The sequence below is a fragment of the Pedobacter sp. JCM 36344 genome (genome assembly GCF_046546555.1).
In the GTDB taxonomy this organism is placed as follows: Bacteria; Bacteroidota; Bacteroidia; order Sphingobacteriales; family Sphingobacteriaceae; genus Pedobacter.
In genome coordinates this window covers 63,715-87,747 of the sequence record NZ_JBKHKK010000018.1, presented here as the reverse complement: position 1 = coordinate 87,747, position 24,033 = coordinate 63,715, and the positions used below count along the sequence as shown (strand labels likewise).

General features: G+C 39.0%; 24 protein-coding genes. 11 read left to right on the top strand and 13 right to left on the bottom strand.

Annotated features, from left to right (window positions below):
* Window positions 1-142: 142 nt before the first annotated feature.
* Together ACHFIZ_RS16100 and ACHFIZ_RS16095 are read left to right on the top strand one after the other, a co-directional pair.
* Window positions 143-334 (top strand): cold-shock protein, encoded by a 192-nt coding sequence (locus tag ACHFIZ_RS16100; RefSeq protein WP_410887682.1) that lies wholly within the window; start codon window positions 143-145, stop codon window positions 332-334.
* Window positions 335-468: 134 nt separating this feature from the next.
* Window positions 469-681, top strand: a complete 213-nt coding sequence (locus tag ACHFIZ_RS16095; RefSeq protein WP_410887680.1) for a hypothetical protein — start codon at window positions 469-471, stop codon at window positions 679-681.
* A 17-nt stretch (window positions 682-698) separates the two neighbouring features.
* Here the strand turns inward: ACHFIZ_RS16095 and ACHFIZ_RS16090 are convergent, their stop codons facing one another.
* The 5 genes from ACHFIZ_RS16090 to ACHFIZ_RS16070 all read right to left on the bottom strand — a co-directional run bounded on the left by ACHFIZ_RS16090 (window position 699) and on the right by ACHFIZ_RS16070 (window position 9,190).
* Complete coding sequence (locus ACHFIZ_RS16090; RefSeq protein ID WP_410887678.1) at window positions 699-1,169, bottom strand: hypothetical protein; 471 nt, start codon at window positions 1,167-1,169, stop codon at window positions 699-701.
* Window positions 1,170-1,195: 26 nt separating this feature from the next.
* Window positions 1,196-3,076, bottom strand: a complete 1,881-nt coding sequence (locus ACHFIZ_RS16085) for a gamma-glutamyltransferase family protein (RefSeq protein WP_410887676.1) — start codon at window positions 3,074-3,076, stop codon at window positions 1,196-1,198.
* Between the two features lie 30 nt (window positions 3,077-3,106).
* Window positions 3,107-4,189: a hypothetical protein gene (locus ACHFIZ_RS16080; RefSeq protein WP_410887674.1), complete on the bottom strand. Its 1,083-nt coding sequence runs from the start codon at window positions 4,187-4,189 to the stop codon at window positions 3,107-3,109.
* A 41-nt stretch (window positions 4,190-4,230) separates the two neighbouring features.
* Window positions 4,231-7,542 carry a VCBS repeat-containing protein gene (locus ACHFIZ_RS16075; protein WP_410887672.1) on the bottom strand — a complete coding sequence of 1,104 codons (3,312 nt, stop codon included), beginning with the start codon at window positions 7,540-7,542 and terminating at the stop codon, window positions 4,231-4,233.
* Window positions 7,543-7,633: 91 nt separating this feature from the next.
* Window positions 7,634-9,190, bottom strand: coding sequence for a hypothetical protein (locus ACHFIZ_RS16070; RefSeq protein ID WP_410887670.1), 1,557 nt, complete (start codon window positions 9,188-9,190; stop codon window positions 7,634-7,636).
* A gap of 84 nt (window positions 9,191-9,274) precedes the next feature.
* On the opposite strand from ACHFIZ_RS16070, the gene ACHFIZ_RS16065 reads away from it, so the two are divergent.
* Window positions 9,275-9,505: a hypothetical protein gene (locus ACHFIZ_RS16065; RefSeq protein WP_410887668.1), complete on the top strand. Its 231-nt coding sequence runs from the start codon at window positions 9,275-9,277 to the stop codon at window positions 9,503-9,505.
* Complete coding sequence (locus ACHFIZ_RS16060) at window positions 9,492-10,766, top strand: NAD(P)/FAD-dependent oxidoreductase (protein WP_410887666.1); 1,275 nt, start codon at window positions 9,492-9,494, stop codon at window positions 10,764-10,766. The genes ACHFIZ_RS16065 and ACHFIZ_RS16060 overlap by 14 nt, the downstream gene beginning before the upstream one ends.
* Window positions 10,767-10,771: 5 nt before the next feature.
* On the opposite strand, the gene ACHFIZ_RS16055 is transcribed toward ACHFIZ_RS16060, so the two are convergent.
* Entirely contained in the window at window positions 10,772-12,157 is a 1,386-nt protein-coding gene (locus tag ACHFIZ_RS16055) for a glycoside hydrolase family 140 protein (protein ID WP_410887664.1), read from the bottom strand.
* A 112-nt stretch (window positions 12,158-12,269) separates the two neighbouring features.
* Between ACHFIZ_RS16055 and ACHFIZ_RS16050 the strand changes: the two genes are divergently transcribed.
* Complete coding sequence (locus ACHFIZ_RS16050; protein WP_410887662.1) at window positions 12,270-12,470, top strand: YtxH domain-containing protein; 201 nt, start codon at window positions 12,270-12,272, stop codon at window positions 12,468-12,470.
* A 28-nt stretch (window positions 12,471-12,498) separates the two neighbouring features.
* Here the strand turns inward: ACHFIZ_RS16050 and ACHFIZ_RS16045 are convergent, their stop codons facing one another.
* Window positions 12,499-13,596 (bottom strand): metallophosphoesterase, encoded by a 1,098-nt coding sequence (locus ACHFIZ_RS16045; RefSeq protein WP_410887660.1) that lies wholly within the window; start codon window positions 13,594-13,596, stop codon window positions 12,499-12,501.
* 156 nt (window positions 13,597-13,752) lie between these two features.
* Here ACHFIZ_RS16045 and ACHFIZ_RS16040 point away from each other — a divergent pair, with 156 nt between their 5' ends.
* Window positions 13,753-14,361, top strand: a complete 609-nt coding sequence (locus tag ACHFIZ_RS16040; protein WP_410887658.1) for a cupin domain-containing protein — start codon at window positions 13,753-13,755, stop codon at window positions 14,359-14,361.
* A 54-nt stretch (window positions 14,362-14,415) separates the two neighbouring features.
* Here the strand turns inward: ACHFIZ_RS16040 and ACHFIZ_RS16035 are convergent, their stop codons facing one another.
* The 5 genes from ACHFIZ_RS16035 to ACHFIZ_RS16015 all read right to left on the bottom strand — a co-directional run bounded on the left by ACHFIZ_RS16035 (window position 14,416) and on the right by ACHFIZ_RS16015 (window position 19,144).
* Window positions 14,416-14,787 carry a hypothetical protein gene (locus ACHFIZ_RS16035; protein WP_410887656.1) on the bottom strand — a complete coding sequence of 124 codons (372 nt, stop codon included), beginning with the start codon at window positions 14,785-14,787 and terminating at the stop codon, window positions 14,416-14,418.
* A gap of 18 nt (window positions 14,788-14,805) precedes the next feature.
* Window positions 14,806-14,976 carry a hypothetical protein gene (locus tag ACHFIZ_RS16030; protein ID WP_410887654.1) on the bottom strand — a complete coding sequence of 57 codons (171 nt, stop codon included), beginning with the start codon at window positions 14,974-14,976 and terminating at the stop codon, window positions 14,806-14,808.
* A gap of 139 nt (window positions 14,977-15,115) precedes the next feature.
* On the bottom strand, window positions 15,116-15,793 hold the full coding sequence (locus ACHFIZ_RS16025; RefSeq protein WP_410887652.1) for a pseudouridine synthase: 678 nt from the start codon (window positions 15,791-15,793) through the stop codon (window positions 15,116-15,118).
* A gap of 8 nt (window positions 15,794-15,801) precedes the next feature.
* Entirely contained in the window at window positions 15,802-17,757 is a 1,956-nt protein-coding gene (locus tag ACHFIZ_RS16020; RefSeq protein ID WP_410887650.1) for a beta-galactosidase trimerization domain-containing protein, read from the bottom strand.
* Between the two features lie 82 nt (window positions 17,758-17,839).
* Window positions 17,840-19,144 (bottom strand): glycoside hydrolase family 71/99-like protein, encoded by a 1,305-nt coding sequence (locus ACHFIZ_RS16015; protein ID WP_410887648.1) that lies wholly within the window; start codon window positions 19,142-19,144, stop codon window positions 17,840-17,842.
* A 114-nt stretch (window positions 19,145-19,258) separates the two neighbouring features.
* Between ACHFIZ_RS16015 and ACHFIZ_RS16010 the strand changes: the two genes are divergently transcribed.
* The 5 genes from ACHFIZ_RS16010 to ACHFIZ_RS15990 are packed head-to-tail and all read left to right on the top strand — an operon-like array spanning window position 19,259 to window position 22,817.
* Window positions 19,259-20,185, top strand: coding sequence for an endonuclease/exonuclease/phosphatase family protein (locus ACHFIZ_RS16010; RefSeq protein ID WP_410887646.1), 927 nt, complete (start codon window positions 19,259-19,261; stop codon window positions 20,183-20,185).
* Window positions 20,182-20,853, top strand: a complete 672-nt coding sequence (locus ACHFIZ_RS16005; RefSeq protein ID WP_410887644.1) for a peptidylprolyl isomerase — start codon at window positions 20,182-20,184, stop codon at window positions 20,851-20,853. The genes ACHFIZ_RS16010 and ACHFIZ_RS16005 overlap by 4 nt, the downstream gene beginning before the upstream one ends.
* Complete coding sequence (locus tag ACHFIZ_RS16000; RefSeq protein ID WP_410887642.1) at window positions 20,850-21,650, top strand: PAS domain S-box protein; 801 nt, start codon at window positions 20,850-20,852, stop codon at window positions 21,648-21,650. The genes ACHFIZ_RS16005 and ACHFIZ_RS16000 overlap by 4 nt, the downstream gene beginning before the upstream one ends.
* The gene (locus ACHFIZ_RS15995; RefSeq protein ID WP_410887684.1) at window positions 21,650-21,889 is read left to right on the top strand and encodes an ATP-binding protein; all 240 of its coding nucleotides are present in this window, start codon (window positions 21,650-21,652) and stop codon (window positions 21,887-21,889) included. The genes ACHFIZ_RS16000 and ACHFIZ_RS15995 overlap by 1 nt, the downstream gene beginning before the upstream one ends.
* Window positions 21,890-21,914: 25 nt before the next feature.
* A complete protein-coding gene (locus ACHFIZ_RS15990; protein ID WP_410887640.1) occupies window positions 21,915-22,817 on the top strand; it encodes an SMP-30/gluconolactonase/LRE family protein in 903 nt (300 codons plus the stop codon).
* Between the two features lie 24 nt (window positions 22,818-22,841).
* Here the strand turns inward: ACHFIZ_RS15990 and ACHFIZ_RS15985 are convergent, their stop codons facing one another.
* Window positions 22,842-24,026: an MFS transporter gene (locus ACHFIZ_RS15985; RefSeq protein WP_410887638.1), complete on the bottom strand. Its 1,185-nt coding sequence runs from the start codon at window positions 24,024-24,026 to the stop codon at window positions 22,842-22,844.
* Between the last annotated feature and the right edge of the window lie 7 nt (window positions 24,027-24,033).

Here is a 24,033-nt window from a genome sequence, read left to right as displayed (position 1 = left end):
ATTGATAAGTCAATCCTTAGCGATTACAAGCCTTTACAAGTATTAAGCAGATGGTGTTTCTATCTTTTATATTATTATTTAAAATAAATTAGTCAGTTCCAATAAATTAATATACATTTGAGGATATTTAATTTACAATACAATGCAACAAGGAACAGTAAAATTTTTCAATGAGACAAAAGGTTTTGGGTTTATCGTACCAGCTAATGGTGACGCTGAAATCTTTGTACACACTTCAGGTCTAATCGATAGTATTCGTGAGAATGATTCAGTTAGCTACGACGTTGAGCAAGGTAAAAAAGGCTTAAACGCTATTAATGTTAAGATCAGTTAATTAAACTTATTTTATAAATTAATAAAGCATCCTCAAAAGGGATGCTTTTTTTTATGGAATCAATTGAAGGTAATAATTTCATGTTTAAACATTTAGCTATCTCTCTTGTTTTCTACTTATACTAATAATTTAACATGAACAGAACTATAGCACTGGTAATGATCGTCCTCGGTATAATAATGCTGATATGGACAGGATTTACCTACACACAAAAAGAAAAAGTAGTTGATGCCGGGCCAATTCAAATTACTGCAGATAGAGAAAAGAGCGTTAACTGGCCTCCATATGTGGGTGGCATTATTCTGGTAGTTGGCGTAATCATTCTAACTACCTCAAAAAAAAGCTAGTATTTTTAGGTGAAGGATTATTTACATTCAGTGGATGAGAATATAAATCTTCCTCGTTCAAAATTGATTTTTTTATTATCTACAAACGATGATTTTCCCAGAAAAGTTTCAATCTGCCCAACACCCATAAACAATTTATCATCCTTTTTTAAAAAAGCTAGCGGGTTCTTGTAAAAGGTCTTGTTGGTCGAGCCAATCTGAAAGGAGTAATCCACAAAAAGCGTATCCCCCTTAAATTTACCTAGTAATTCGCCGTGGCTATCGCCCTTTTCCAGATAGTTAATTAGTAATGAACCTATAATTTTACCATTCTTGTCTGTTATAAGTTTTAAACTTGCAGAGTCTACGCCATCAGCTGCAATATAGCATTGCATATTAGCAGAATCGAGTTTTGTGGCTCCTACTTCGGCTTTTTTCTCGGTACCTTGAGAACAGCTGTAAAGTGTTCCAGCTATTAAAGAACTAACTATAAAAATTGACTTTCTCATACCTTGATTTTATTTAATGATGAATCTTACCAGCCGATTCCATAATCTTCGCCATGATTGCTTGAACCGCCCCAAAGCGTATTGTGTTTCCAGTCGAAGTAAATGGCGTTAATTGGACCACTTGTTCTATCGTCAAAGCTAAGGATATATCCCATTTTTTTCAACTCTTCCTTTACAGAATCCTTTGTGTTGTCGTTCAAAAGAATCTGACCGGGTTTAGGCATTCTATCTTCGGTCTTGGTTCCACCAAGTGATAGCCATAATTGATTCGTATTAAAATTAGCTGCCTCTGTTGCTTGTTGAACATTCATACCAAACTCTGTCATATTTAAAAAGAATTGGAGTAAATTTTGATCTTGGGTATCGCCTCCCTGAACTGCGGATGCAAGATAAGGTCTGCCGTCTTTTAATGCGAGTGACGGCGATAAGGTAACTCTTGGCCGTTTTCCAGGTGCAACTACATTATATGGGTTTAAGGTTGAGTCGAGTACGAAACTCTGCATTCGCTGACTCATCCCAACACCTGTTTTCCCAGCAATACATGCAGGAAGCCAACCGCCACTGGGAGTTATGGACACTACCCACCCCTCTTTATCGGCGGCTTCGATAGATGTTGTACCACGCCATAATCTGTCTTGGTATTCTTCTTTTGTCGAATTATTACCAAGATCGTGTTTAGGTGCGAAATTGCGTTTGCTAGTATCCATTTCAAAACCTCTGCCCTTTAATAGATTGATATATGGATTTGTCTTGCCCTCATAAGGATACGGATCTCCAGGTCCTATTGAGGTATCATTTTTAATGTTCTGAATTAATTTCGCCCTATCTTTTGCATATTCTTTACTCAATAAACCTTTGATTGGCTCGTTGGGTTGCACATATGGATCACCATAATAGAAGTCACGGTCTGCAAATGCAAGATTCATTGCCTGATAGACCGTATGAATGTATTTTGAACTGTTGTAGCCCATGGATTTCAAGTCAAAGTTCTCTAAGATATTTAAGGCTTGAAGCATTACTGGCCCTTGTGTCCATTGCTGCATTTTGTAAACATCAACGCCTTTATAGTTTATGCTGAGCGCTGATTCCTCTATAGGCTTCCAATTCGCTAGATCCTTCATTGTAATCAGTCCACCTTGTTCCTGACATCCTCTCACAAATTCTTCGGCAATATCCCCTTTATAAAACCGGTCATAAGCAGCCATCAATGCGTCTTTACGTGATTTACCCTGCTTTAGGGCCTTCCTCTCCGCGTCCACCATCTTGCTCAAGGTGTTTAAGAGGTCCTTCTGAACAAACAACTCCCCTGCTTCCGGCGCCTCGCGCTTTTCTCCTAAATGGGTTAGAAAAATATTCTTGCTATATGGCCATTGTTTGATAAGTGACTTCTGTCTTTCCATTGTATTAGCCGCCTGGGCTTCAATCGGATATCCAGCAGCCATTTCTATCGCTGGGGCAAGAACTTTCTCTAAACTCATCGTCCCGTAATTAAGCAACATGTAGATCAGTCCACCTGGTGTTCCTGGTGTTGTAGCGGCAAGCGGGCCATACTCAGGTGGGAAGTTGTAACCTTTATCTTTAAAAAACTTAACAGTGGCGCCAGTTGGAGCGAACCCCATTGCATTGATGGCTGTTACTTTTTTAGTCTTCGGGTTATAAATTAAAACTTGCGTTTCTCCACCCCAACTCAGTGTGTCCCACATGGTGCAGGTGGCGGCTAACATTGCACAAGCCGCGTCAACAGCATTGCCTCCTTGCTGAAAAACCATTGATCCGGCAGTTGCCGCAAGGGGTTTACCTGTAATAGCCATCCAGTTTTTCCCATGTAGGACTGGTTTTTGTGTTTGTTGTGCATCAACTTGGATAAGCACTGCAAAAAATAAGATAGGTAAGATTAAATGCCTCATAAATTGGAATGAGCACCTAATTTAGCTAAATTATAATCTAAAAGAGATACCGAAGTTAATCGAGTAGTCAGCAAATGCTGCATCGCCTTGTGCAAATACTCCTGTCTTTCCTGATCTTAATTTGTCTGTGACGCTCTGAGTTCTGTTTCTATATAATGCAACGGGTACACTTACATACAAGTTTACTTTGTTGGCCTGGTAGTTTAATCCAGGTTCAACTGACACCACGTATCCAGGTCTACGAAAATCCCCACTACCACCTATGATATCATAAACTGGTATTCCTTCGATTCTAGCCCCGACCGAACCAATTACTGTATTAGAAGCAGCGTAATTAGCACCTATTCTTGCCATATACTGATCAGGAACACTCATGTAGTAATCATCAATTAATGAAGGCGAAATAAGCTCTCTGTATGACCTGACTCCGTTCTGCTCACGTGGGTTACTCAAATAGTAAAAATTACCATATAGGCCAACATTATGTACAGGGTTAAAATATGTATTCAGTTCAGCGGTTAATCCCGTGCCGCCATCTCCAAGCTGGATAGATTGATCGACTGAACGCAGTTCAGGAGCTCCACCCGGACCAACGTTTTGCCAGAAGTCGGTATACTTATAATCACCAGTTGGAAGTTTCAGGCCTAATCCGAGCTGAACATTGAAGTTCTGGCTTCTAGCCGGATCGATCAACCATCGGTAAACAGCTAATCTAACATCGCCAAGACCAAAGGAGTGCATACTATGTCTTTCTTTAAAACCATGCTCATACAAAGATGATCTGGCATTGGAAATAATTGGAATGTCAATCATCGCAGACCAGCGGTTATTGAAGACTCTAGTGAGGGCTAGATCAAAGGCAAACTGATGATTGATAACTTCTGTTTTCTTTTCTAGGCGCTCCTTTTGATATACATCCCCCTTATAATGCTTGTTGGACATAAAATAACGAGTATTCATGTTGAATACCCAACTTCCTTCAGACATTTCCGCGCTGTCTGGATGGCTGGTAAGGCTACACATACCTCCGGTGCTTCTAATCGCAACGCAACCTTGAGCGTAAATGTTTACTGAAGTTAGAACGACAATTAAAAAAGTAAATATTATTTTCATACTGTTTGTTATTGGCTGTTTTGGTGTTATAAAGAAATCTATTAATATTTAAACGCTCTTAGCTTATCCTGATTGAGGCCGAAGAACACGGTGTTGTTAAATGTTATAACGCTTCTTACATCGCCACGAATGTTAAGTCCTGACAATTGCTGCGTAACATAAGTAAATCCGCCCTTGCCATTACCCTTTAAAAAGATACCATGGTTCGCATCGTATTTACCGAATCTCAATCTCGACTGATTAATGTTACCGCAAAGTATCAAATCCTTATGGCCGTCTCTGTCGAAGTCTCCGGGTGTTATGGTGAATACTGGCGAAAATTGAGCCTGTAATGGAAGCGGCTTCTCGTGAAACTTACCGTCATTTCCGCTTTCAAAATAGGCAGTCTTCAGATAATTTGCTTTTAATGTTTTTGCGCCTTTTAGCTCTTCGACTGTGAATATGTCTTTCAGTTCTGCATTGCCATAGCTGGTGTAATCAGGGAACCTTGGACGCATAATACTCATTTGGTCCAATAGCTCATCACGCGTAATGTATGGATAACTTTTCCCCATAATATAGAAGCACATGATTGGATCTACGGCTCCATTGTCATCGAAGTCCTTGTAAATCATTTCCGCAGGCTCCTTATCGGTAACTTTACACTGACTGTTTAGACCAAGGTTCCCTAGAATTAAATCCGGCTTTCCATCTTCGTTCATATCCTCTACTTTTAATCGATTCCAGAAACCAGCGTATTCTTTATCAAAATATTTTGTGGTTTTATCCTGGAGCTTAGCATTGCTATTTATAAATACTTTGATAGGCATCCACTCTCCTATGATTACCAGGTCCAGTTTTTTATCTCCATTAAGGTCAATCCAGGCTGCATCCGTTATCATGCCTATTGACTTAATGTCTGGCGCTATGGTTCCCAATTGGTCTTTAAAATTACCTTTACCGTCATTTATTAGCAAGTAGCTCTCAGGTGCTTCAGGATATCTTGATGGTATCACTCTTCCACCCACAAAAACATCAGGGTAGCCGTCTCCATTGAAATCTCCAACACGGGCGCAGCTTTTGCTAGATCGCATCTGTGGGAGTGCATTGATGCTTTTAGTAAATTTACCTTTCCCATCGTTGAGATAAAGTCTGTCCTGAAGCAAGGAATCATTAACAGCAAAGTTATTGTAACCTCCACTTGCCACATATAGGTCTAAAAAACCATCATGATTTGCATCGAAGAAAACTGCGTCCGCATCCCCACTTGCCCTGTCAGCCTCAAAACCGACGGTACTGCTTTTAAACTGACCATTTTTTTGCTGAATAAAAATAGTACCTGCAGTATTTACGTCTCCGCCAACAAAAACATCTTCCAATCCATCCCCATTTATATCAGCTTTTGCCATGCACGGACCTGAGAATGATAATGCGTTTACGAGTAGAGTCTGTCTTTTAAAATCATTAATAGTATTGTGTTTTTGAGCACTGGCTATTGGCGAATTGATGCTTTTGAATAACGGCACAGGGGATTTTGGTATTTGATATGTTCCTGTGGCCTCTGCTTCATTTACATACAATGTTAGATCTGCTTGTACCTTTTTAATAATTTGCTGTTTTCCTGTAACCCAAACAACCCTGACTGAATCAACAGCCTTTTCTTTACCAAGACCGAAATGCAGCATGGAGGAAACACTGGAAAGATAGCCTTTTGCAGGCATTTGGTCTACAAGCTGAAGGCTGTTTCTATAGTAGACAGTGACTTTAGCCCCAAGACCGTCAGTGTTGCCTTTAAGTCCTTTTAACTTTACCTTGAGATAGTGTTTAGTTGAGTCACTTTGATTTTGGTAGATAAAAGCAGGCTTATTCAAGTTATTAACTATCAGGTCAAGGTCACCATCGTTATCAAGATCTGAATATGCCGCTCCACTACTATTCGAGCTTATGTCAAATCCCCAACTTACTACTTTGTTTGTAAACGTTAAATCGCCGTTATTTTTATAGATATAGTTTTTGACCTCTGATGATGGTAGTTTACTAAGCATTTCCATAATATGCTTTGGCTCGACCTCTCCACCTATATTTTTAAAATAATTCTCATTGTATTTTACCACATCCATGTTCGTAAAATCATGTAAATAGCCATTTGTCACAAAAAGATCTTTCCATCCATCATTGTCGAAATCAGCAAAAAGCGGCGCCCAGCTCCAATCTGTATTCGAAATACCGGATAGCTGACCCACCTCACTAAAGCTCCCATTCCCGTTGTTAATGTGAAGCATATTCCGCATATACTGATAATAAAGGCCATTTCGAAGATTTAGCTCAAAAAACTCGTAGTTATCAAAACCCTGTAAAAGTTTCTGCCTCTTATTATCTTCAGGAAGCATGTCAAGGGTGTATATATCGGGCAAACCATCATTATTGATGTCTGATATATTACTTCCCATCGAATTCATAGAAATATGTTCTACATATTTTGGCAGCTGTTCAGTGAAAGTTCCGTTCTTATTGTTTATATACAGATAATCCTGAATGGAATAATCATTGGATAAATATATATCAGGCCAACCGTCGTTGTTGATGTCTGATACTGCTGCTGCCAGACCGTAAGATAAAGCCGAGTTTTTGATGCCTGCTTTTAAAGTAATGTCCACAAAGTGTCCTTTGTCGTTTCTGAAAAATTTCGAACCTGCCATTGGATCAGGTTTACTACGGAGTTCTTTGATAGTGACGTCATCCAGATTTGTTAAGACCTTTGGATTTTCATTTACCAGCAGCAGATCCAGGTCTCCATCACGATCAAAATCAAAGAAATAAGATTGTGTGCTATATGCTGGATCATCAAGCCCATAAGCAGCTGCCTCATCCTTAAAAGTCGGGATCCCTTCCGGATTTGGCCCTTGGTTTATAAAAAGTTGGTTTCTCCTGAGTTCAGGGTCAAAATTACCGGAATAGCATATATAGATATCAAGCTTCCCGTCTCCGTTAACGTCTACCATATTCACACCATTTCTCCAGCCACCTCGCCGTCCAGCGGTTCCAGAAATCTCCGTGATATCAACGAAATGCATTTCCCCCTGATTGAAATACAACTTACTATCCGTCATGTTTCCTGAAAGATAGACCTCATCCTGTCCGTCCCCGTTAAGATCTCCAACCGCTACTCCACTTCCGTTATAGTATGCGGGGTAGTTGAATACGTTATGATCAAAGCTTTCAGTAATTCGGTTGCTGAAATATATATTGGTTTTTGTTGAATCTAGCAGTTGAAACAAGGGCCTTTCAGTTTGCAACGTCACATCGTTAGTATTTGGAGATTTACAGCCTAAACATAAAAAAAGGCCAGAAATGACGATATAAGCTTTATTCATTTAAATATTTGCGTGGTAAATGTCAGTCATTTTAGAGATCGGACAATAAGACTTCATATTGGTTTGTTTGGTTGATAGCAATTTACAACTTTTATTTTATTGGCAAAATAAAAGTTGGCGTCTCTGATACGGTGACCGTTAGATTTCCTTGTGTTAAAGAGACGGTTTTACTGCTCATGACATCGGAACCAGAGAGGGGAATGCAGATCATTGCACGCTTCAGTCCGGGTAAAGAAATGGTATAAGAGATTTCGCTGCCATTTTCTGTGGGCTTTGTTAAAATATATATTTTCTTAGCGCCTTGTTTGTAATTTTCAACGATAACCGGAGAAGAACTATTGGTTATGACTTTATCAAATTCATAGTTTCCCATTAATTTATTCACCTGCACAAGATAGTCGGCAGCAGGCTTTCTGGTCGTGTTAGCATTTAACAATCCTGATGACGAGAACTTACCAACCAAATCGGCATTAGCATCATATGTTTGATAAAGAAATACCCTATCTACACCATTTCTTAAATGAAGAAGTATCGTTCTAAGTATCCAATCAGCTTGGGTAAGTTCTGCAGATTTGTTTCCAATTGGAATTGCTTTTAGTGGGCTTCCCTGGTTAACGTCATAACCTGTCTCAGAGATCCATACAGGAATATTCTGTGCATATTGCCGAGAAACAGTAACAAACTCTTTAGCGATTCTCTGTGCATTTGATAGTTCTGGTGCTTTACCTCTCCCGTATTCTCCACCAGTTGGCGAACTATCATCCCCTGTGTAATAATGGTAGTTGATGACGTCCCAGCAGAGATTTATTGAGCCGTCTTTATGATAACCACGATTTTTGCGACACCATTCAATCATCTCTTTCAGATAATTAACGTCGGGTTTTGCTATGCCTCCCATTACTACTTGAATATTTGGATCCGCATTCTTTACTCCAACTCCAGCACCCATTGTATTCTGGTTTCCATCGTAAAAAGCTGAGAGATTTGCAGCAAAGTCCTTTCCTGAACTGAATGCTTTGGGCCCCTTCCACCACTTATCGCGTTCATTATCGCACTCTATATACTTTATGAGGCTGAGACCGACTTTAACTTCATTTACAGAGTCGTTTATCCATCTTGGTTTTGAATTGACGCTTAACAGGCTTGTATTAACCTTTTTATTGCTTCCATAACGGGCAGCAAATTGAAAGGCCACCTTTGCCTGTTCGATGTAGGAATTAGGATCGGAAAAACTTTTACCGTACTTCACAGGAACATTTTCGGCATCCCTTAGATCTTTAGGCCAGGTAGCCTGCATCCAACTTGGAATTGTCTTCAGGCATGCCAGTACTTCTATACCTTCATTTTTACAGCTTTCATAAAGTGCATCATAGTTCCAACCGCCACTACCTGTTGGATTAAAAGTATAGCTTCCTTCAATTGTCTCCAATTTTTCCCAATCCATATAATGTCTTATTGCCGTAAACGACTTCATGGCAGACAATAAATGTTTATCAATAACAAGAGAATTTTTAGCGTCTTCGAAATCCCATTCGAAAGCATTTACGCCAAAGCCCTGACTCATCTTAATTGTCTTCGGAGCATAAACTTTCTGAGCGGATACTGGAAGAGAGAATAAAACAAATAGCGTTAAGACAATGGCTTTCATATTATAAAGATAAGCATATCGCAAGTTTTAGCTTAAACATTCAAGGAAAATCTTTGTTGATTTAACTAACAAACGCAGTATATTATGGAGCAATTTAGATTAGAAGTAGATAGAAATGGTCAGGGTTATTTTTTTGACATACATTCGTTGGGAAATAACAGATATGATATACTCAAGGAGGATGTTCTTGTCGGTACTTTACAACTAGATGATAAAGACCATCAACATTGTGAAACAATCAATTGTGAGATCGATCTGCCGCTAATGAATTCAATCAGAGAAGGAATTTTACTACACGAAGATGTCTCCTACTAAGAAAATAGTTATCGTCGGTGGTGGTTTTGCGGGTTTGAATCTGGCCAAAAAACTAGCCAATCATAATGAATATAAGGTAACGCTAGTTGATAAAAACAACTATCACTTCTTCCCTCCCCTGCTTTATCAGGTTTCTACAGCATTTATAGAAGCGTCAAATATCAGTTACCCTTTCAGAAGAATGTTTCAGGGGAAAGATAACCTAACCTTTTATATGGGCGGGCTGATTAATGTTGATCCTGCCAATAATACGATTGACACGGAGAATGGATCATTAGCATACGACTACCTGGTACTCGCTATGGGAACAGAGACCAATTTTTTTGGTATGGAAAACGTCAAAGAGAAGGCGCTACCTATGAAAACTATTGACGATGCATTGCACATGAGGAACCATGTATTGCTGCGTCTGGAAGAGGCTGTGCGGACAACAAATATTCGCGATCAGGAACGCCTCGGAAATGTGGTGATCGCTGGTGGCGGTCCAACTGGCGTGGAGCTAGCTGGAATGCTAGCAGAAATGGGTACCAATATAGTATCCAAGGATTATCCTTCAGTGAAAAAAGGTCAGGGCCGAATTTATCTTATCGATTCTGGCGACACGCTACTTGGCCCAATGAGCAAAAAATCACAGGAAGAAGCTTATGAAGTCTTAAGCCGGTTAGGGGTTAATATCCTACTGGGCACCTCAGTGAAGGATTATGTAGATGATAAGGTGATCTTCGGGAATGGTGAAACAATTAATAGTGCTACGCTGATTTGGGCGACAGGTGTTATTGCCAGAGCTGTTTCAGGTTTACCAGCGGAAGTAGTTGGACGTGGACGGAGAATATTAGTTGATCAATTCAATAAACTTCAGAATTCGGAAAATATCTTTGTCATTGGCGACCAGTCTATGCAGTTAACAGATGAAAAATTTCCTAATGGACACCCGCAACTTGCACAGGTAGCGATTCAACAAGGTAAGCTCCTGGCAAGAAACTTATTAAAAATGCAAAAAGGTGCGCCCTTGAAAGCATTCCATTATCATGATAAAGGTAGTATGGCCATCATAGCTAAGTATAAGGCCGTAGTAGATTTACCGAGAGCTTTCTTCAAAGGATTTTTTGCTTGGATAGTATGGCTGTTTATTCACATTATACCTATTGCAGGATTCCGAAATAAGGGGAAGTTGGCTTTCAACTGGTTTTGGAGTTTCGTGACAAATGACCCTACATTAAGGTTAATAATAAGGCCACAGAAAGAAGCGAAAGAAGACTAGCACCTTTAATTATTGGTTAGTACTAGCACCCAATCATTGTTTCCTCCTTTTGTGGGTGGACTAAAAATCATTTCGGGATTTTTGACCTTCTTATATTTGGGACCGAAGGTTCCTTCCCTTGGATTATACCACTTTTCGAAAAGGGAAGATCCTGATAGTATTGAAGTTTTGATTTTTAGATCTTTTCCCGTTGGTGTATAGATGAAGGCATAATGGCCATCCGACGCTCTTGTTGCGCTACAATATTCATTTGTATTTGGATTATCGCCGATAATCAATGATTGATCAGGAATCCTATCCAGGAACGTTTGAGAAAGCATAAGTTTTTTCACGTAACCCATTTGCGTAGCTCCCGGAAGATTCATCGCTTCCATCCAAGGCCGCTGAGGCATGTTAACTGGTTGCCTGCCAGCTGTATAAAACTGCCAGATTGCATGACATCCGTAGGTATGCCCGAATGCACCCGCAAATACTTGCCAATAAGCAAGTTTACGAACATCATCTGCTACCGAAAAGCCATTCTTTTTCCAGTCAAAGCATATGGGATGGTCTTCATAAAGGGGCTCACCGTCAATTACCGGCTTTGTGGGCTTCAAGTTATAATCATAGGTAATTTTTTTATAATTAGTACCATCTATGCAGTGACCAGTTTGCATCATGTTAAAAATCAACCACTTTTCTGAATGGAACCATGTTGACGAGCCTCCATTTTCTTTCGGTTGTGGATGGTAAGTCATGATCTGCTTGTCATAACCCCCAACTCCTTCTGCGATTCCTTCTGCTAAAGCATTCCATATTTTAACATCTTCATTATCCCGGGGATTGCGGTCACCTCCCAGAATCCAAATGATATTCTTTTGATATTTATATCGGTTTCCTAGAAATTTGCCGTACGCCTTAATGTTTTGACTATTAAAAATTTCCGGCCCCTTTCCCCATGAACTTTTAAAGACTTTATCCCCCCAGGTTGGTAGAAGACCGATATATAAACCTTTACTCGCTGCCAGCTTAATGAATGCGTCAACATCTTTAAAGTAATCTTCATTAAGTTTCGAAGGATTATGATCCTGCATTGGAGTATGACCCATAGCGTTTGGCTCATCTATTCCATCAAGTTCGGCCAAAACAACTGACTGCAAAACCGTGAATCCTTTACTTTTCCTATTTTCCATATACGTGTCAGCTTCCTTGAATGTGAGTCGATGGAACAGCTCCCAAGCGGTGTCTCCAAGATAAAAAAAAGGCTTTCCATCTTCATAAATTAGAAATCGGTTGTTCGAAGAGACTATAAGGGATTGCATTTTGTAATTGCTTGTCGGGGAATTTTGCGCATTTAATCCAATAGCGCCACTAAAGAGTAAAAGAAGGCTGGTGAATAAAAAAGCTCTCATGTGCAATTTGATTTGGTTATCTTTAAAAATAGGCAATTATTCACTATAATTTAGATCTCGAAAAACTTTTAAGTCGCTGGGCTGTTGCCTACACATATAAGAACAAATTACTATGGGATTAATTAAAACAGCTTTAATAGGCGCCGCAGTATACGGAGCTATTAAATATATTACAAAAAAAGATCAACTAACCGGGAGGTCGATAGTTGACGATTTGAAAGATAAAGCTCCAGAATGGATCGATAAAGCAAAAGGATACAAACAAGATATGGAAAGCCGTTACACTAACTTCGCAAACGAATATCCGGAATAGTATTATTAGCGACAGCAAATTGAACAATTTAAGGGTTCAATTTGCTGTCTAAAAGTAATTCCAACGATGCCTCTTCTAATAGAATACGCCTTGTATCCCCTTCATTTGTTTTCCACTTTATTAAACGAATCATACCTTCTCCAATCTCGATTCCGGTAATGTCTCCGTCACTATAACAGCAACAGCCACTATTAAAATAAGTATTTTTTGAATTATCGATTCTGGGACTACTCTCACCACTTACTTTCCCAGCGAGAAGCTCAGCCTCAAGCGCTTGAGTTGTAGTTTTATCTCCATTAATTCTCGCCTCATCTAACTTTAAATAAACCCGCTCCAAATGTGTCAGGGAGTTGAAAACTGGCTGATGCGTATGACCAGTAATCAAAGCAAGGTTGGATTGTTTCGCCGTCCACGAATACATTATTGAATTGTGTGCTGATTTTAATTGATTGTCGTATGCTGGAGTATTTGGGTTAATACTAAGAAATGACTGGAACGGAGCCCACACATTAGATACAAACCATTTACTAAACCAATTTCCGTCACTTTGGAGATCACCTTGATGACCATGAGTCAAAAATATTGACAGTGGGGTATTGGCAATAGAGAACCGGAAGATTGCACCTTCATAAACCTTCAGGTTTTCGCCATATATCCTATTTAGCTGAAACCAAGCTAAAGGATCATTATCCCAATAGAGATCATGATTCCCAAAGATTTTTATGAAAGCTTTTCGTTGAATAAAGCATTTTTCAGCCTCAAATGTCGCGGTATTACTACTAAGAACACCGAACAACTGATTTTTCCAAAGTTCTTCGCTGTCTCCGAGATTACAGTAAATGTATTCCTGCTCATTGTAATAATGTAAAGCAGCAAGATAACTGGGCTCAGAGGAACTAAAGTCATCACTATTATTTCTGGTTCCCTTATGCTGGTCTGAAAGAATAATGATTTTATCGGTATGTTTGAGATCCAGAATCAATCCTCTTACCCCCGGTTGCTGTTGAATGCGATTGTAAAGTGCAGTCAGCGCTTCGTGAACACGTAAGGCATCAGGTCGGGAACTGTATTTGTTAGCCAGCCTGATAACGGTTCCTGAAAAAAGTTTCTGTAAAAGTCTTCGCATGATAATTTGATACAGAAGCTGTGCTAACACAATTTGGTTCAGCTTTCGGCATCAAATGTATGCATTATCATCAATTTTGCTTAGTGAATTAAATTCTATAGATTTGCGCTTATTCTAAGCCAAACTAAACGTTAGGCAAGCGACAGGGTTAAAAGCATGAAAAAAGAAGAGTTGCTGTCCTCCGGACTATTGGAACTTTATGTACTAGGTGAAACTGAATCTCAGGAGAATATACTCATTGAGGAATTGATAAACCTTTATCCCGAAATTCGTGAAGAATTAGATTGTATTGAGGTTGCATTGGAGAAATACGCGAGTGCAAATGCAATTACACCAGATCCGATAATAAAGCCTTTTTTGCTAGCTACTTTAGACTATATTGATCGCTTGAAGACCGGTGAGACCTGTATCGCGCCGCCCATATTACATAATGATTCGAGCATCGAAGATTACCTTCCATGGATAAAACGCAAGGACATGGAACTCCCTAATGATTTTGAGGAAGTTTATGCAAAAATCATTAGTAATGATGCACAAGGCATGACCGCGATTGCCTGGATTAAAACAATGGCTCCTCAAGAGGTTCATTATCATGAGTATGAAAAATTCTTAGTTTTAGAAGGCACCTGCTCCATTCATATTGAAGATGAAGTTCATGTCCTCGTTCCCGGCGACTATCTTACTATTCCACTGCGCAAAAAGCATCATGTTTTGGTAACTTCTTCTATCCCCTGCAAAGTTATTTTGCAAAGAATAGCAGCCTAAAAGCAATTATCTTTTGAGAATTAGTAAAAACTAGAAATCGAACTTTACTCTTGCTCAAACTCCCGATTCTGAAACCGAGGGATTGTCAATGTAGAAGAAGCGTTTTACAAGGTCGACCCTTAGAATCTTGAAGATGTTTCCAACACCAACACTACCTTCTGTATATGAATCGTTGTCAAGAAAATTGGTAATTGGGATACCAGAGTCATTCTTAACAAACTGCATGGAAGAAGCATTGACCATGAGTGTTGTTCTTCCACCAACTCGTAATCTAAATCTTTCAACACCATAAAAACTATAGAAGGTATTCACAGGGCCTACTTCAAAAGATCCAAAATCTTTGTAGCTGGCAAATAGTAGTGTTACAGCATCCAGAGTCCTTATAAAAAATGGAATACTTTGAAATGTATCTAGATTCTTATACACTCTTGTATAAAAACTATTTTATGTGTCCCGTCTGTTTGTATACCCAAAAACATCCGTTCTTTTTTGAGGATCGGGAAATACAACTAAATTTGAACCGCCACTGTAGAGGTAATCTGACAGCTGTTCATTTATCTTATAATTTCTATAATTAACAGTACGATCACCCGTAAATTTATAAAAATTCTTCATTGTATTATTGTTTAACTTACAGGACTTAGTCTGTAAACGCAACAAAGTTAATATTCAACTTCTGAATATTATGAGTAGATAGTCCGGATATAATTAATGAATTATGGTTATGACAAACAAATGAATATTAGCATTAAAGTTACCAACTCATTACTTGAAACATCCTTCGAAATTCATCGCCCATTTTAGCAGTCAACGTAATATGACCACCCGTTACAGGATGTTTGAATTTTAACTCCGAAGCATGTAATAACATGGTAGTCATATCCCATTGTTCTTTAAAAAACTTATTTTGTTTATTACAGCCATGCTTCCTATCTCCAATTATCGGATAGAAAATATGCGCGAAATGCTTACGCAGTTGGTGCATCCTTCCTGTAGTAGGCGTGGCTTCAACCAAAGAGTATCTGGAAGTTTCATGCTTTCCAAAGGGAATATTCAGCTCTGCTCGCTTGAGCGTGACGAACGAAGTGAAAGCCTCCTGAATCGTCCCATTCTCTTTAACCAAAGGATAGTCAATATCTTGTTGATCAGGGCTATGACCACGCAGTACAGCAAGATACTTTTTAAAAACTTGGCCATTCTGAAATTGTCTTTGTAAGGCGATCTCTACATCCTTTTCAAACGCGAATAACAACAGCCCGCCAGTTTTACGATCAAGCCTATGAACGGGACTCACATGCTTACCTATTTGATCTCTAAGAAGCTGCAAGGCAAACTCTTTGGCATCGTTTGCTATAGATGAACGGTGGACCAATAGTCCATGTGGCTTATTGATTGCGATGATATGGTCATCCTGATATACGATTTCAAGCATCCGCAAAGTTAAACCTTCGCTCTCCATTCCACAACCACTGTTTCCTCAGAACTTATAGCAATAGCATTGTTAATATAAGTACCATGATGAGTAGAACTGAAAGCAACCCGCTCGTATACTAGACCGTTAATATTTAGCTTTAAGATTTGATCGGAACCGGATTTGTTAACTAACACTGTCATATACCTGTTAGTATTTCGAATCAGTTTTAAGAGCATGCCTGGTTGATGAGTTTCAAAGCTGACAGGAAGCTTGGCTACTATGTCTGATAGTTCGTCCCGTAAGAAAGAACTAAGTTCTTTGTAGCTGCCGCTGATTCTAGATCCGAGGCCTAAAAGAGAAGGAATCCAAACCACATGGCCCTCGCCAAAATCATTCCTGCAACCATAAGTGCTTGTCTCAACTGAAGAGAACTTGCTTTTTGATATTGAGGTGGCAGTACACAATTTGAGCGTGCCCCGCCATAAATGGGATTTAAGTTCAAGTTTGCTGAGCGATAGATAAAAATCGAATAAATTATCAACGAATTTAAATTCGTTAATAAGGGCACCGAAACAATCTTTGAAAGGAAAATCGGGTCCAAGGATACAACAAGCATTTTCATCGTAATAGGCGGTCAAGCCGTCAACAATTAACTTACCTCCTTTATAAACGAAATCATTTAATGGCTTCCAGTATTTAGAAGGAACGCTCAACTGCTGTGAAAGAATAATCGCTTGTCCGGTAAAGTCATGCAACTCAAAATTATATTCTCCTATTTCTTTAAAAGATGCATGCACTCCAATCTCTGATAAAGCTTCAAAATAACTGAGGGCAGATTTCATAACGCCCCCGACCATTCGACCTTCCAGTTCAACACTCTCTATTTGAAGTGCTTGTTCAATCCATAATGACTCCCTTGTGTAAAGGACACTTACTCCAGAATCCTGGACGCTGAAATCTGCGAAGAAATCATGATTCTGTGAAACAGTTTTGCTTACGCAAGAAGCCATCAATAACCGATCAGTAGGCTTGTTCTGAAAATCAAGCATTGCCCATTCTCCAGCTTCAAACCCAGATCTTCTAGCATTCATACACCAGAACATTCCACCTTCACTACCAGATCCGACATTAACCCATAGCCATTGTGCAATCTCTTCTTTAGTTGGGCATAAAGGCCTTTTACCGCTATATGTATTATTTCCACCCTGCAGCTCGGTCATGAACCACGGTATGGGACCGGCGCCCGATCTAAGCATTTCTGCATTTGCAGACATGGCAACCGCAAATTGATCTCTACTGAAATAATCGAAATGCCAACTTGCATGAGCTGATCCGCCCAGACTTGTGAGAAATTCTCTCCAGTTGGGAAAATCATATTCAGCGGCATTTTTAAAGATGTCGTGGTTATTGACATGAATGGGTCTTTTTTTATCATACTTTCTAATCTCTTGAGTAAGCCATTTTAAGAACCAGATATTATGAGCTACTAAAAATTCTCTTTTAGAAAGGTCGAGAGTATTAAACCCATTAGAGTTATAAGATGCATTTTGTCTTCCATCCTTCCATGTCTGAAAACGGTCCTTTGTAAAATCATCCTCAGGCAACGAGCCCGATCCAGGCTCATTTATTGGGACCCAACCATATAACGAATTGAATTGATTGAAGTGCTGAACCACATGATGGATATAGTTTGCGATAGCACCTAAGTGTTCTGCCGTTTTTGGGAACTTAAAGCCACCTACATCAGAGAAATTAGTTTCTGGAAATAAGTTTGCGTAAACTTTAATCTGGTATTTTTCGGCAGCTTCAAAAGCAACGTCGAACAAACTAAAGTCCCAGACCTCACCTTTACGCATATAGCTTTCAAACATTCTGATTCGTGTAATTCCGAGCCCATACTTCTGCATTAGTTCAAACCAGCTGTAGATTTCCGAATCAGTCTGTCCAGGTTCAATAAAAATTTCCGCACCAACGAACATCATTTAAAAAGTTTTAAGTAGTGTCAAGTCCTAGGATGATAGTTGAGAGAATTTAACGAATTTGTTAAAAGTTCATGAATAGCAATTAATCATGCCTTGGCAAGGGAACATCTAATTTAAAAGGTGTTTGCTTTCGCAACATTTTGCCAGCGTATCCTGATAAATATAAATAATAGTCTGAAGGAATACCGTATTCAAAGGTGATAAACGTACTTGCTCCTATTGGAGGTTTCTTCGAGATTTTGAATATCGCTGTCCCTTCGTCTACTTCATCGAACATGGCTACATAGAGCATTTCTACGCCATTACTTATCGCTCCCGAGATTTGTTTCCAAAAAAACTTTCCCCGATCCCTGGGTATTTGATTGCTAGGTGAATTTGGATTCATATTGTGCCAACTGAAACCTGGAAAAACCACAGCTACATAATCTATTTTCTTGGCATTGCACCATTCTATATCTTTCTTTTGAACTTTCGCATACTGTTCATAAGCATTTTCGTTTCTGTAACGACCTACAGTCCAAGGATGAACGATATCGACTTTTTTGATTAACTCATGTAAAGCTGGATTCTTTTCGGTATCATTTCCAAATTCTCTCCAGTAAGTTGGCACGCCAAGCATTATGGAACAACCTCCATATACCGGATCATTTTGTAAAAAATCAACCATCTTTGAAACATCTTTGGTTGTATATTTTCTGTTGTCATTAAAGCCTGCCCCCCATAAAACAACGAGTGGCTTGCCGTTGTGATACAGGTAAGTCTGCTCCTTTCCTTGGCTTGTTATCTTAAGACTGTCGACCAGATTCTTCCAGTCGTTTATCAATACAGAGACATCAACACTATCCCTACAGCCCGATAGATCATACATTACGGAAATAGCTCTTCCGTATTTTTTAGCAGATTGCAGCGCGTTGGCTAATACTGTATTGAAGTGATGCTTGCCAGATTTACTTCTGATTTCAGAAACAAACCGCTGCATAAATACACCATCAAGTCCATATTCTTTCATCCATTTGAAATGTACATCCGTAGTTGAAGCATCATAAGCACTTTGAAGATAAGCCGAAGTACCATCATCATTGTAAAACGGGGTCTTGTATACCTTAGGGTACTCAGTGGTCTCCGCCCAAAGGTCAACATTAGTGCTTCCTGGTGCAAACTTACCTCCAGAGGTGTAATGATACCAACCTCTGCCCGCTCCGTCATCGGGTGCATTATGCCAACCCTGATATCCTGCCATCACCAGACCTTTGTATGATACAAATCTAGAGGTTTTCCCGTGTTTGAGTTGAGCGCTCAACCTGCCGGAAAGTGACAGAATCAAGACGAATAATATCAATAGTCTATTTGAAAAGACTGCTAATTTAGATGCTGGATAGTATTTCATAACTACTAATATTATGAGTGGATAACAATATTATTATAAAAATGGAAATATATAGAGAAACTCTTAGTTTTGGTTAACCCAATCATCTATATTGGTGTATTAAATATTCTTTCTATGAAACGCAATAAGCTAATAGTTTTTATACTATTTATAACTTTCTTCAATCAAGTAAATGGTCAGGAGTTAAACATCGCAACCTATAATATCAGGTATGAGAATTCTGGTGATAAAAAAGATGGAAATGGTTGGGATCTGCGTGGAACGGTAATTGCCAATCTTATAAAATTCCATGATTTCGATATTTTTGGCGCTCAGGAAGTTTTAAATAAGCAATTGGATGATCTTTCGGGAAACCTACCTCAATATGGCCACATTGGTGTTGGACGAGATGACGGTAAAGAAGCAGGTGAATATGCACCTATTTTTTTTAAAAAAGGCAAATTTAAATTACTGAAAGATGGACATTTCTGGTTGTCCGACAAGACTGAAACTCCCAACAAAGGTTGGGATGCAGCTTTACCCAGAATATGTACATGGGGTCAATTTCAGGAAGTCAACTCTGGAATTAAATTCTATTTCTTCAATACACATTTTGATCACGTAGGCATTATTGCCCGACGAGAAAGTTCTAAATTGATCTTAAAAAAAATAATGGAACTGGCACGAGATGAACCAACAATACTTACAGGAGATTTCAATGTTGATCAAAACGATGAAAGTTTCAAAATTTTAAGTGGAACCGAATTAAAGGATGCTTTCACGACCACGCAGATTAAATACGCAAACAATGGAACTTTCAACCACTTTGATGCTAATGCAATGACCGATAGCAGAATAGATCACATATTTTTGTCTAATTGCGTTGTTGTCAAGCGTTATGGAATTTTGACAGACACCTACAGGACACCAGCGGCAGAACAGGCGAATGTTAACACAGCAGGTAATTTTCCGAAAGAACTAAAATTAAAAGCCTTCGAAGCGAGGCTTCCTTCAGACCATTTCCCCGTTATGATAACTGTCGAACTGCAAAAGTGCAAATGAAAACGCTAAGGGCAGTTACTTTTTTTATTTTAATCTCAATAAGCGCTTACGCACAGACAAATTTTGTCGAGTTAAGAACCAACATGGGAAACATTACAATTATGCTTTACGACAACACCCCTAGGCACAAATCTATGTTTATAGATGAAATCGGCAAAGGAACTTATAAAAAAGCACTTTTTAATAGAGTTATCAAGGACTTTGTAAGCCAGGCGGGCGAATTGGACGAGTCTATTTTAGCTGATGAAAAGTTACATCCGAAGAAAAGACCGCGCAGATTAAATGCCGAAATTGACAGCAATTTCATTCACAAAAAGGGAGCAATTGGTGCAGGCCGGGATGACAACCTTCAGAAAAGTTCTTATTTCAATCAGATTTACATGGTATCTGGCAATGTGTTAACAGACAAACAGCTTGATGAGTTGGAGAATAAAACGCGACGAAAGATGTCGCAGAAAACCCGTGAGATTTATAAAACTCAGGGAGGAGTTCCTCACCTCGACTTTAATTATACTATTTTCGGCGAAATCGTTGAAGGCTTGGATGTTGCTGAAAGAATTAACAAAGTTGCAACACACAAACTGAATGTACCTGTGCGCGCTATAATTTTTGACGCAAGAGTATTAAGCGAAAAAGAAACGAAAGCGCGCAAAATATCTCAAGAATGAATCATCAACTAGAGTTATATAAGAAGGCTGCGGAACTCGCTAAAATTGGGATATGGGAAGTTAATCTAGTCAACAATGTTGTTTTTTGGGATTTTATAACAAAGATAATCTTTGAAACACCAGAGGATTACATTCCAACTACCAAAGAAGCACTCTCCTTTTATGTGCCAGTTGCGATGACAGAAAACATCGAAGATCAAATGAAGAAGCTCATCGCCACAGGTAAAGCATTGACAAGCCAGTTTCAAATTAAGACGATGAAAGGTAATCATCGATGGGTAGAGATTAATTCTCAGGCAGAATTTGCCAGTCATCAATGTATCAAGCTTGTTGGTACCATACAGGATATCACTCCTCAACGAAAATTAATTGAAACTTTGGAACTTAATCACAATAAGTTCCTAACCGCCTTTGATTATGCGCCCATAGGTATGGCACTGGTCTCTCCGGAAGGCAACTGGATTAAAGTGAACAACAGCCTCTGTGCTATTCTTGGCTACAAGCGAAATGAAATAATTAAACTCACCTTTCAGGATATTACTCATCCAGATGACTTAGCCGAAGATTTGGAACATGTCACACGGTTACTAAATCGTGAAGCGGATACCTATTCGATGAGTAAGCGTTACTTTCACAAGGATGGTCGGATTGTTTGGGTTTCGTTGACTGTGGCAATTGTGAGGAACCCCGACAATGAGCCCGTATATTTTATTTCTCAGCTGAAAGATATTACTGAACGTGTAAAAAACTCCGAGCGCCTTAAAAAGGAAAGACAACGGCTAGACAATGTTATTTAATTGCTTTTATTGAAGAGGGAAAGATTATTCTGGAAATAAAAGACAACGGGATCGGCATTGACCTTGATGTGCATGGAACAAAGCTATTTGGTATGTATAAAACCTTTCATGAAAATGCAGACGCAAGAGGTATTGGCCTATTTATCACAAAAAATCAAGTTGAAGCCTTAGGGGGAACAATTTCTGTGAATAGTGAAGTTGGTGTTGGCACCACATTTAGATTATCTTTATTGCACTAATTGATTTAAAACTAAATATTAAGCAATGCAATTAAATACTACATTCTTTACATTTCTGGCACTAAGTTGTACGTTATCAAATCTTTCTGCTCAGAATGACAATAAGAACTCGACATTATTTAATCAGGATGACCTCAAGCAGGTTACGACCAACTATGCATTTACAGAAGGTTGTTCGTCTGACAAAGATGGTAATATATATTTTACGGATCAGCCAAATGACAAAGTGTGGAAGTACGGAATCGATGGTAAAGTCAGTTTATTCCTTGAGAAAACAGGTCGCGCAAACGGGACATTCTTTGATAAAAAAGGCAACCTTATTCTTTGTGCAGATGACAAAGGAGAACTACGGTCGGTAAATAGAAAAGGTAAAGTAACAGTAATCGCGGAGAGCTTCGCAGGAAAACAGTTAAACGGACCAAATGATATATGGATTGATCCTAGTGGAAATATGTTTTTCACGGACCCTTATTATCAAAGGGATTACTGGACAAGACGCAAACCTGACTTATCGCATCAAAGTGTCTATATAGTACCAAAAGGGAGTAAATCAATTGTGCTTGCTGCAGATAGTTTAAATCAGCCAAATGGAATTGTTGGTTCCCCCGATGGAAAGTATTTATACATAGCTGATGCTGGTGCAGGCAAAATATTTAGATATGCTATTGGAAAAGAAGGTAAACTTTCTGCAAAACTTCTTTTTATAAACCGTGGTTCCGATGGAATGACTTTGGACGATAGAGGGAATATTTACCTTACAGGAAATGGTATAACAATTTACAACAACAAAGGACAAAAGATTGGACAGATAAAAGTACCAGAAGGGACATCAAATGTATGTTTTGGCGGAAAGAAGAAGGACTTTCTGTTTATCACTGCTAAGACCTCACTTTATGCTATTCCGATGAAAGTAAAGGGTGTGGAATAAATAATATTGGTTTATCACATCGCCCTAAACTATACCCTTTGCGACGCTGTTTTTCCAGTACACCATATAAATCAAAGCTGTGAAAGAAATTGCGGCGGTTGCATAAAAAATAGGCGGAACCATACTGATTACATCCTGATAAAACCAGCCGGCGAATAATGCTCCTAGGCCGATTCCAGCTTCCAAAAATATATACATCGTTGCTACTGCTTTACCCCTATGATCTGGATCACTCAAATCTATTGTCCATGCGTTTAGTGCAGGTGAGAGTATTCCAGTGCCAATTCCGTAAATTACAGCTCCTATAAAAAGTCCCAATTGGCTATTACTATAGCCAATTGCAATAAGCGCTACACATAATATTACAAGCCCTGCAATCGCTACATTTAACCTTCCGTGTTTGTCTGATATTTTACCTGCTACGAACCTTATCAGTAACGAAGAAATTGTAAAAATCATAAAGAAAATCCCCTTATTCACCAACCCAAGGTGACCGCCCCAATCGGGAATTAGTGTCAGAATTGCTCCATAGCCGACATATGATAATAGGGTTACAATAGCCGCAGGAAGGACTTTCACATCGATAATATCGCGTTTTGATAGCTTGAAAGCTTCAAAACTGAGCTTTTGCCTATTCTGTAAAGTCTCCTTCATATTCATCAAAATAATTATGGACATTAAGGCGAATAGTGATGAACTATAAAACAATACATTGATAGAATATGTACCGCTAATATAGCTGCCGATTGCCGGACCAATAGCCATCCCCGTGCTAAAACAAAGGCCATGTATTCCAAATGCCTCTCCCCAACGCTCCTTTGGAACGATGTCGGCCACATAAGCAGAGGTGGCGGTGGGCTTAAACCCTGTAGAAAAACCATGTATTAGCCTTAAAAATAGAAAACCGGAAACACTAGTTAGTATGGGGTATAAAAAGCCACATAGAAAGCAGACTACAGAACCTACAGCCATAATTGGTACCCTTCCAATAGTGTCCGTTAGCTTTCCGCTAAATGGTCTTGATATCCCTGCTGTTAAAGTAAATAATGCAATGATCAGACCTTTATATTCCGCACCTCCTAGTTTTGTAAGATACGCTGGAAGATCTGGAATGAGCATATTAAAACTTGCAGAAAAAAGTATTGAGCTTAAGCACAACAGAGCAAATGGCAAATTGAAAATTGGATCTTTGGAAGTGGAATCTATCATTTAGACC

Bases quoted from the DNA above. Each gene is read 5' to 3' on its own strand.
- ACHFIZ_RS16100 (WP_410887682.1), top strand. From the start codon at position 143: ATGCAACAAGGAACAGTAAAATTTTTCAATGAGACAAAAGGTTTTGGG.
- ACHFIZ_RS16095 (WP_410887680.1), top strand. From the start codon at position 469: ATGAACAGAACTATAGCACTGGTAATGATCGTCCTCGGTATAATAATG.
- ACHFIZ_RS16090 (WP_410887678.1), bottom strand. From the start codon at position 1,169: ATGAGAAAGTCAATTTTTATAGTTAGTTCTTTAATAGCTGGAACACTT.
- ACHFIZ_RS16085 (WP_410887676.1), bottom strand. From the start codon at position 3,076: ATGAGGCATTTAATCTTACCTATCTTATTTTTTGCAGTGCTTATCCAA.
- ACHFIZ_RS16080 (WP_410887674.1), bottom strand. From the start codon at position 4,189: ATGAAAATAATATTTACTTTTTTAATTGTCGTTCTAACTTCAGTAAAC.
- ACHFIZ_RS16075 (WP_410887672.1), bottom strand. From the start codon at position 7,542: ATGAATAAAGCTTATATCGTCATTTCTGGCCTTTTTTTATGTTTAGGC.
- ACHFIZ_RS16070 (WP_410887670.1), bottom strand. From the start codon at position 9,190: ATGAAAGCCATTGTCTTAACGCTATTTGTTTTATTCTCTCTTCCAGTA.
- ACHFIZ_RS16065 (WP_410887668.1), top strand. From the start codon at position 9,275: ATGGAGCAATTTAGATTAGAAGTAGATAGAAATGGTCAGGGTTATTTT.
- ACHFIZ_RS16060 (WP_410887666.1), top strand. From the start codon at position 9,492: ATGTCTCCTACTAAGAAAATAGTTATCGTCGGTGGTGGTTTTGCGGGT.
- ACHFIZ_RS16055 (WP_410887664.1), bottom strand. From the start codon at position 12,157: ATGAGAGCTTTTTTATTCACCAGCCTTCTTTTACTCTTTAGTGGCGCT.
- ACHFIZ_RS16050 (WP_410887662.1), top strand. From the start codon at position 12,270: ATGGGATTAATTAAAACAGCTTTAATAGGCGCCGCAGTATACGGAGCT.
- ACHFIZ_RS16045 (WP_410887660.1), bottom strand. From the start codon at position 13,596: ATGCGAAGACTTTTACAGAAACTTTTTTCAGGAACCGTTATCAGGCTG.
- ACHFIZ_RS16040 (WP_410887658.1), top strand. From the start codon at position 13,753: ATGAAAAAAGAAGAGTTGCTGTCCTCCGGACTATTGGAACTTTATGTA.
- ACHFIZ_RS16030 (WP_410887654.1), bottom strand. From the start codon at position 14,976: ATGAAGAATTTTTATAAATTTACGGGTGATCGTACTGTTAATTATAGA.
- ACHFIZ_RS16025 (WP_410887652.1), bottom strand. From the start codon at position 15,793: ATGCTTGAAATCGTATATCAGGATGACCATATCATCGCAATCAATAAG.
- ACHFIZ_RS16020 (WP_410887650.1), bottom strand. From the start codon at position 17,757: ATGATGTTCGTTGGTGCGGAAATTTTTATTGAACCTGGACAGACTGAT.
- ACHFIZ_RS16015 (WP_410887648.1), bottom strand. From the start codon at position 19,144: ATGAAATACTATCCAGCATCTAAATTAGCAGTCTTTTCAAATAGACTA.
- ACHFIZ_RS16010 (WP_410887646.1), top strand. From the start codon at position 19,259: ATGAAACGCAATAAGCTAATAGTTTTTATACTATTTATAACTTTCTTC.
- ACHFIZ_RS16005 (WP_410887644.1), top strand. From the start codon at position 20,182: ATGAAAACGCTAAGGGCAGTTACTTTTTTTATTTTAATCTCAATAAGC.
- ACHFIZ_RS16000 (WP_410887642.1), top strand. From the start codon at position 20,850: ATGAATCATCAACTAGAGTTATATAAGAAGGCTGCGGAACTCGCTAAA.
- ACHFIZ_RS15990 (WP_410887640.1), top strand. From the start codon at position 21,915: ATGCAATTAAATACTACATTCTTTACATTTCTGGCACTAAGTTGTACG.
- ACHFIZ_RS15985 (WP_410887638.1), bottom strand. From the start codon at position 24,026: ATGATAGATTCCACTTCCAAAGATCCAATTTTCAATTTGCCATTTGCT.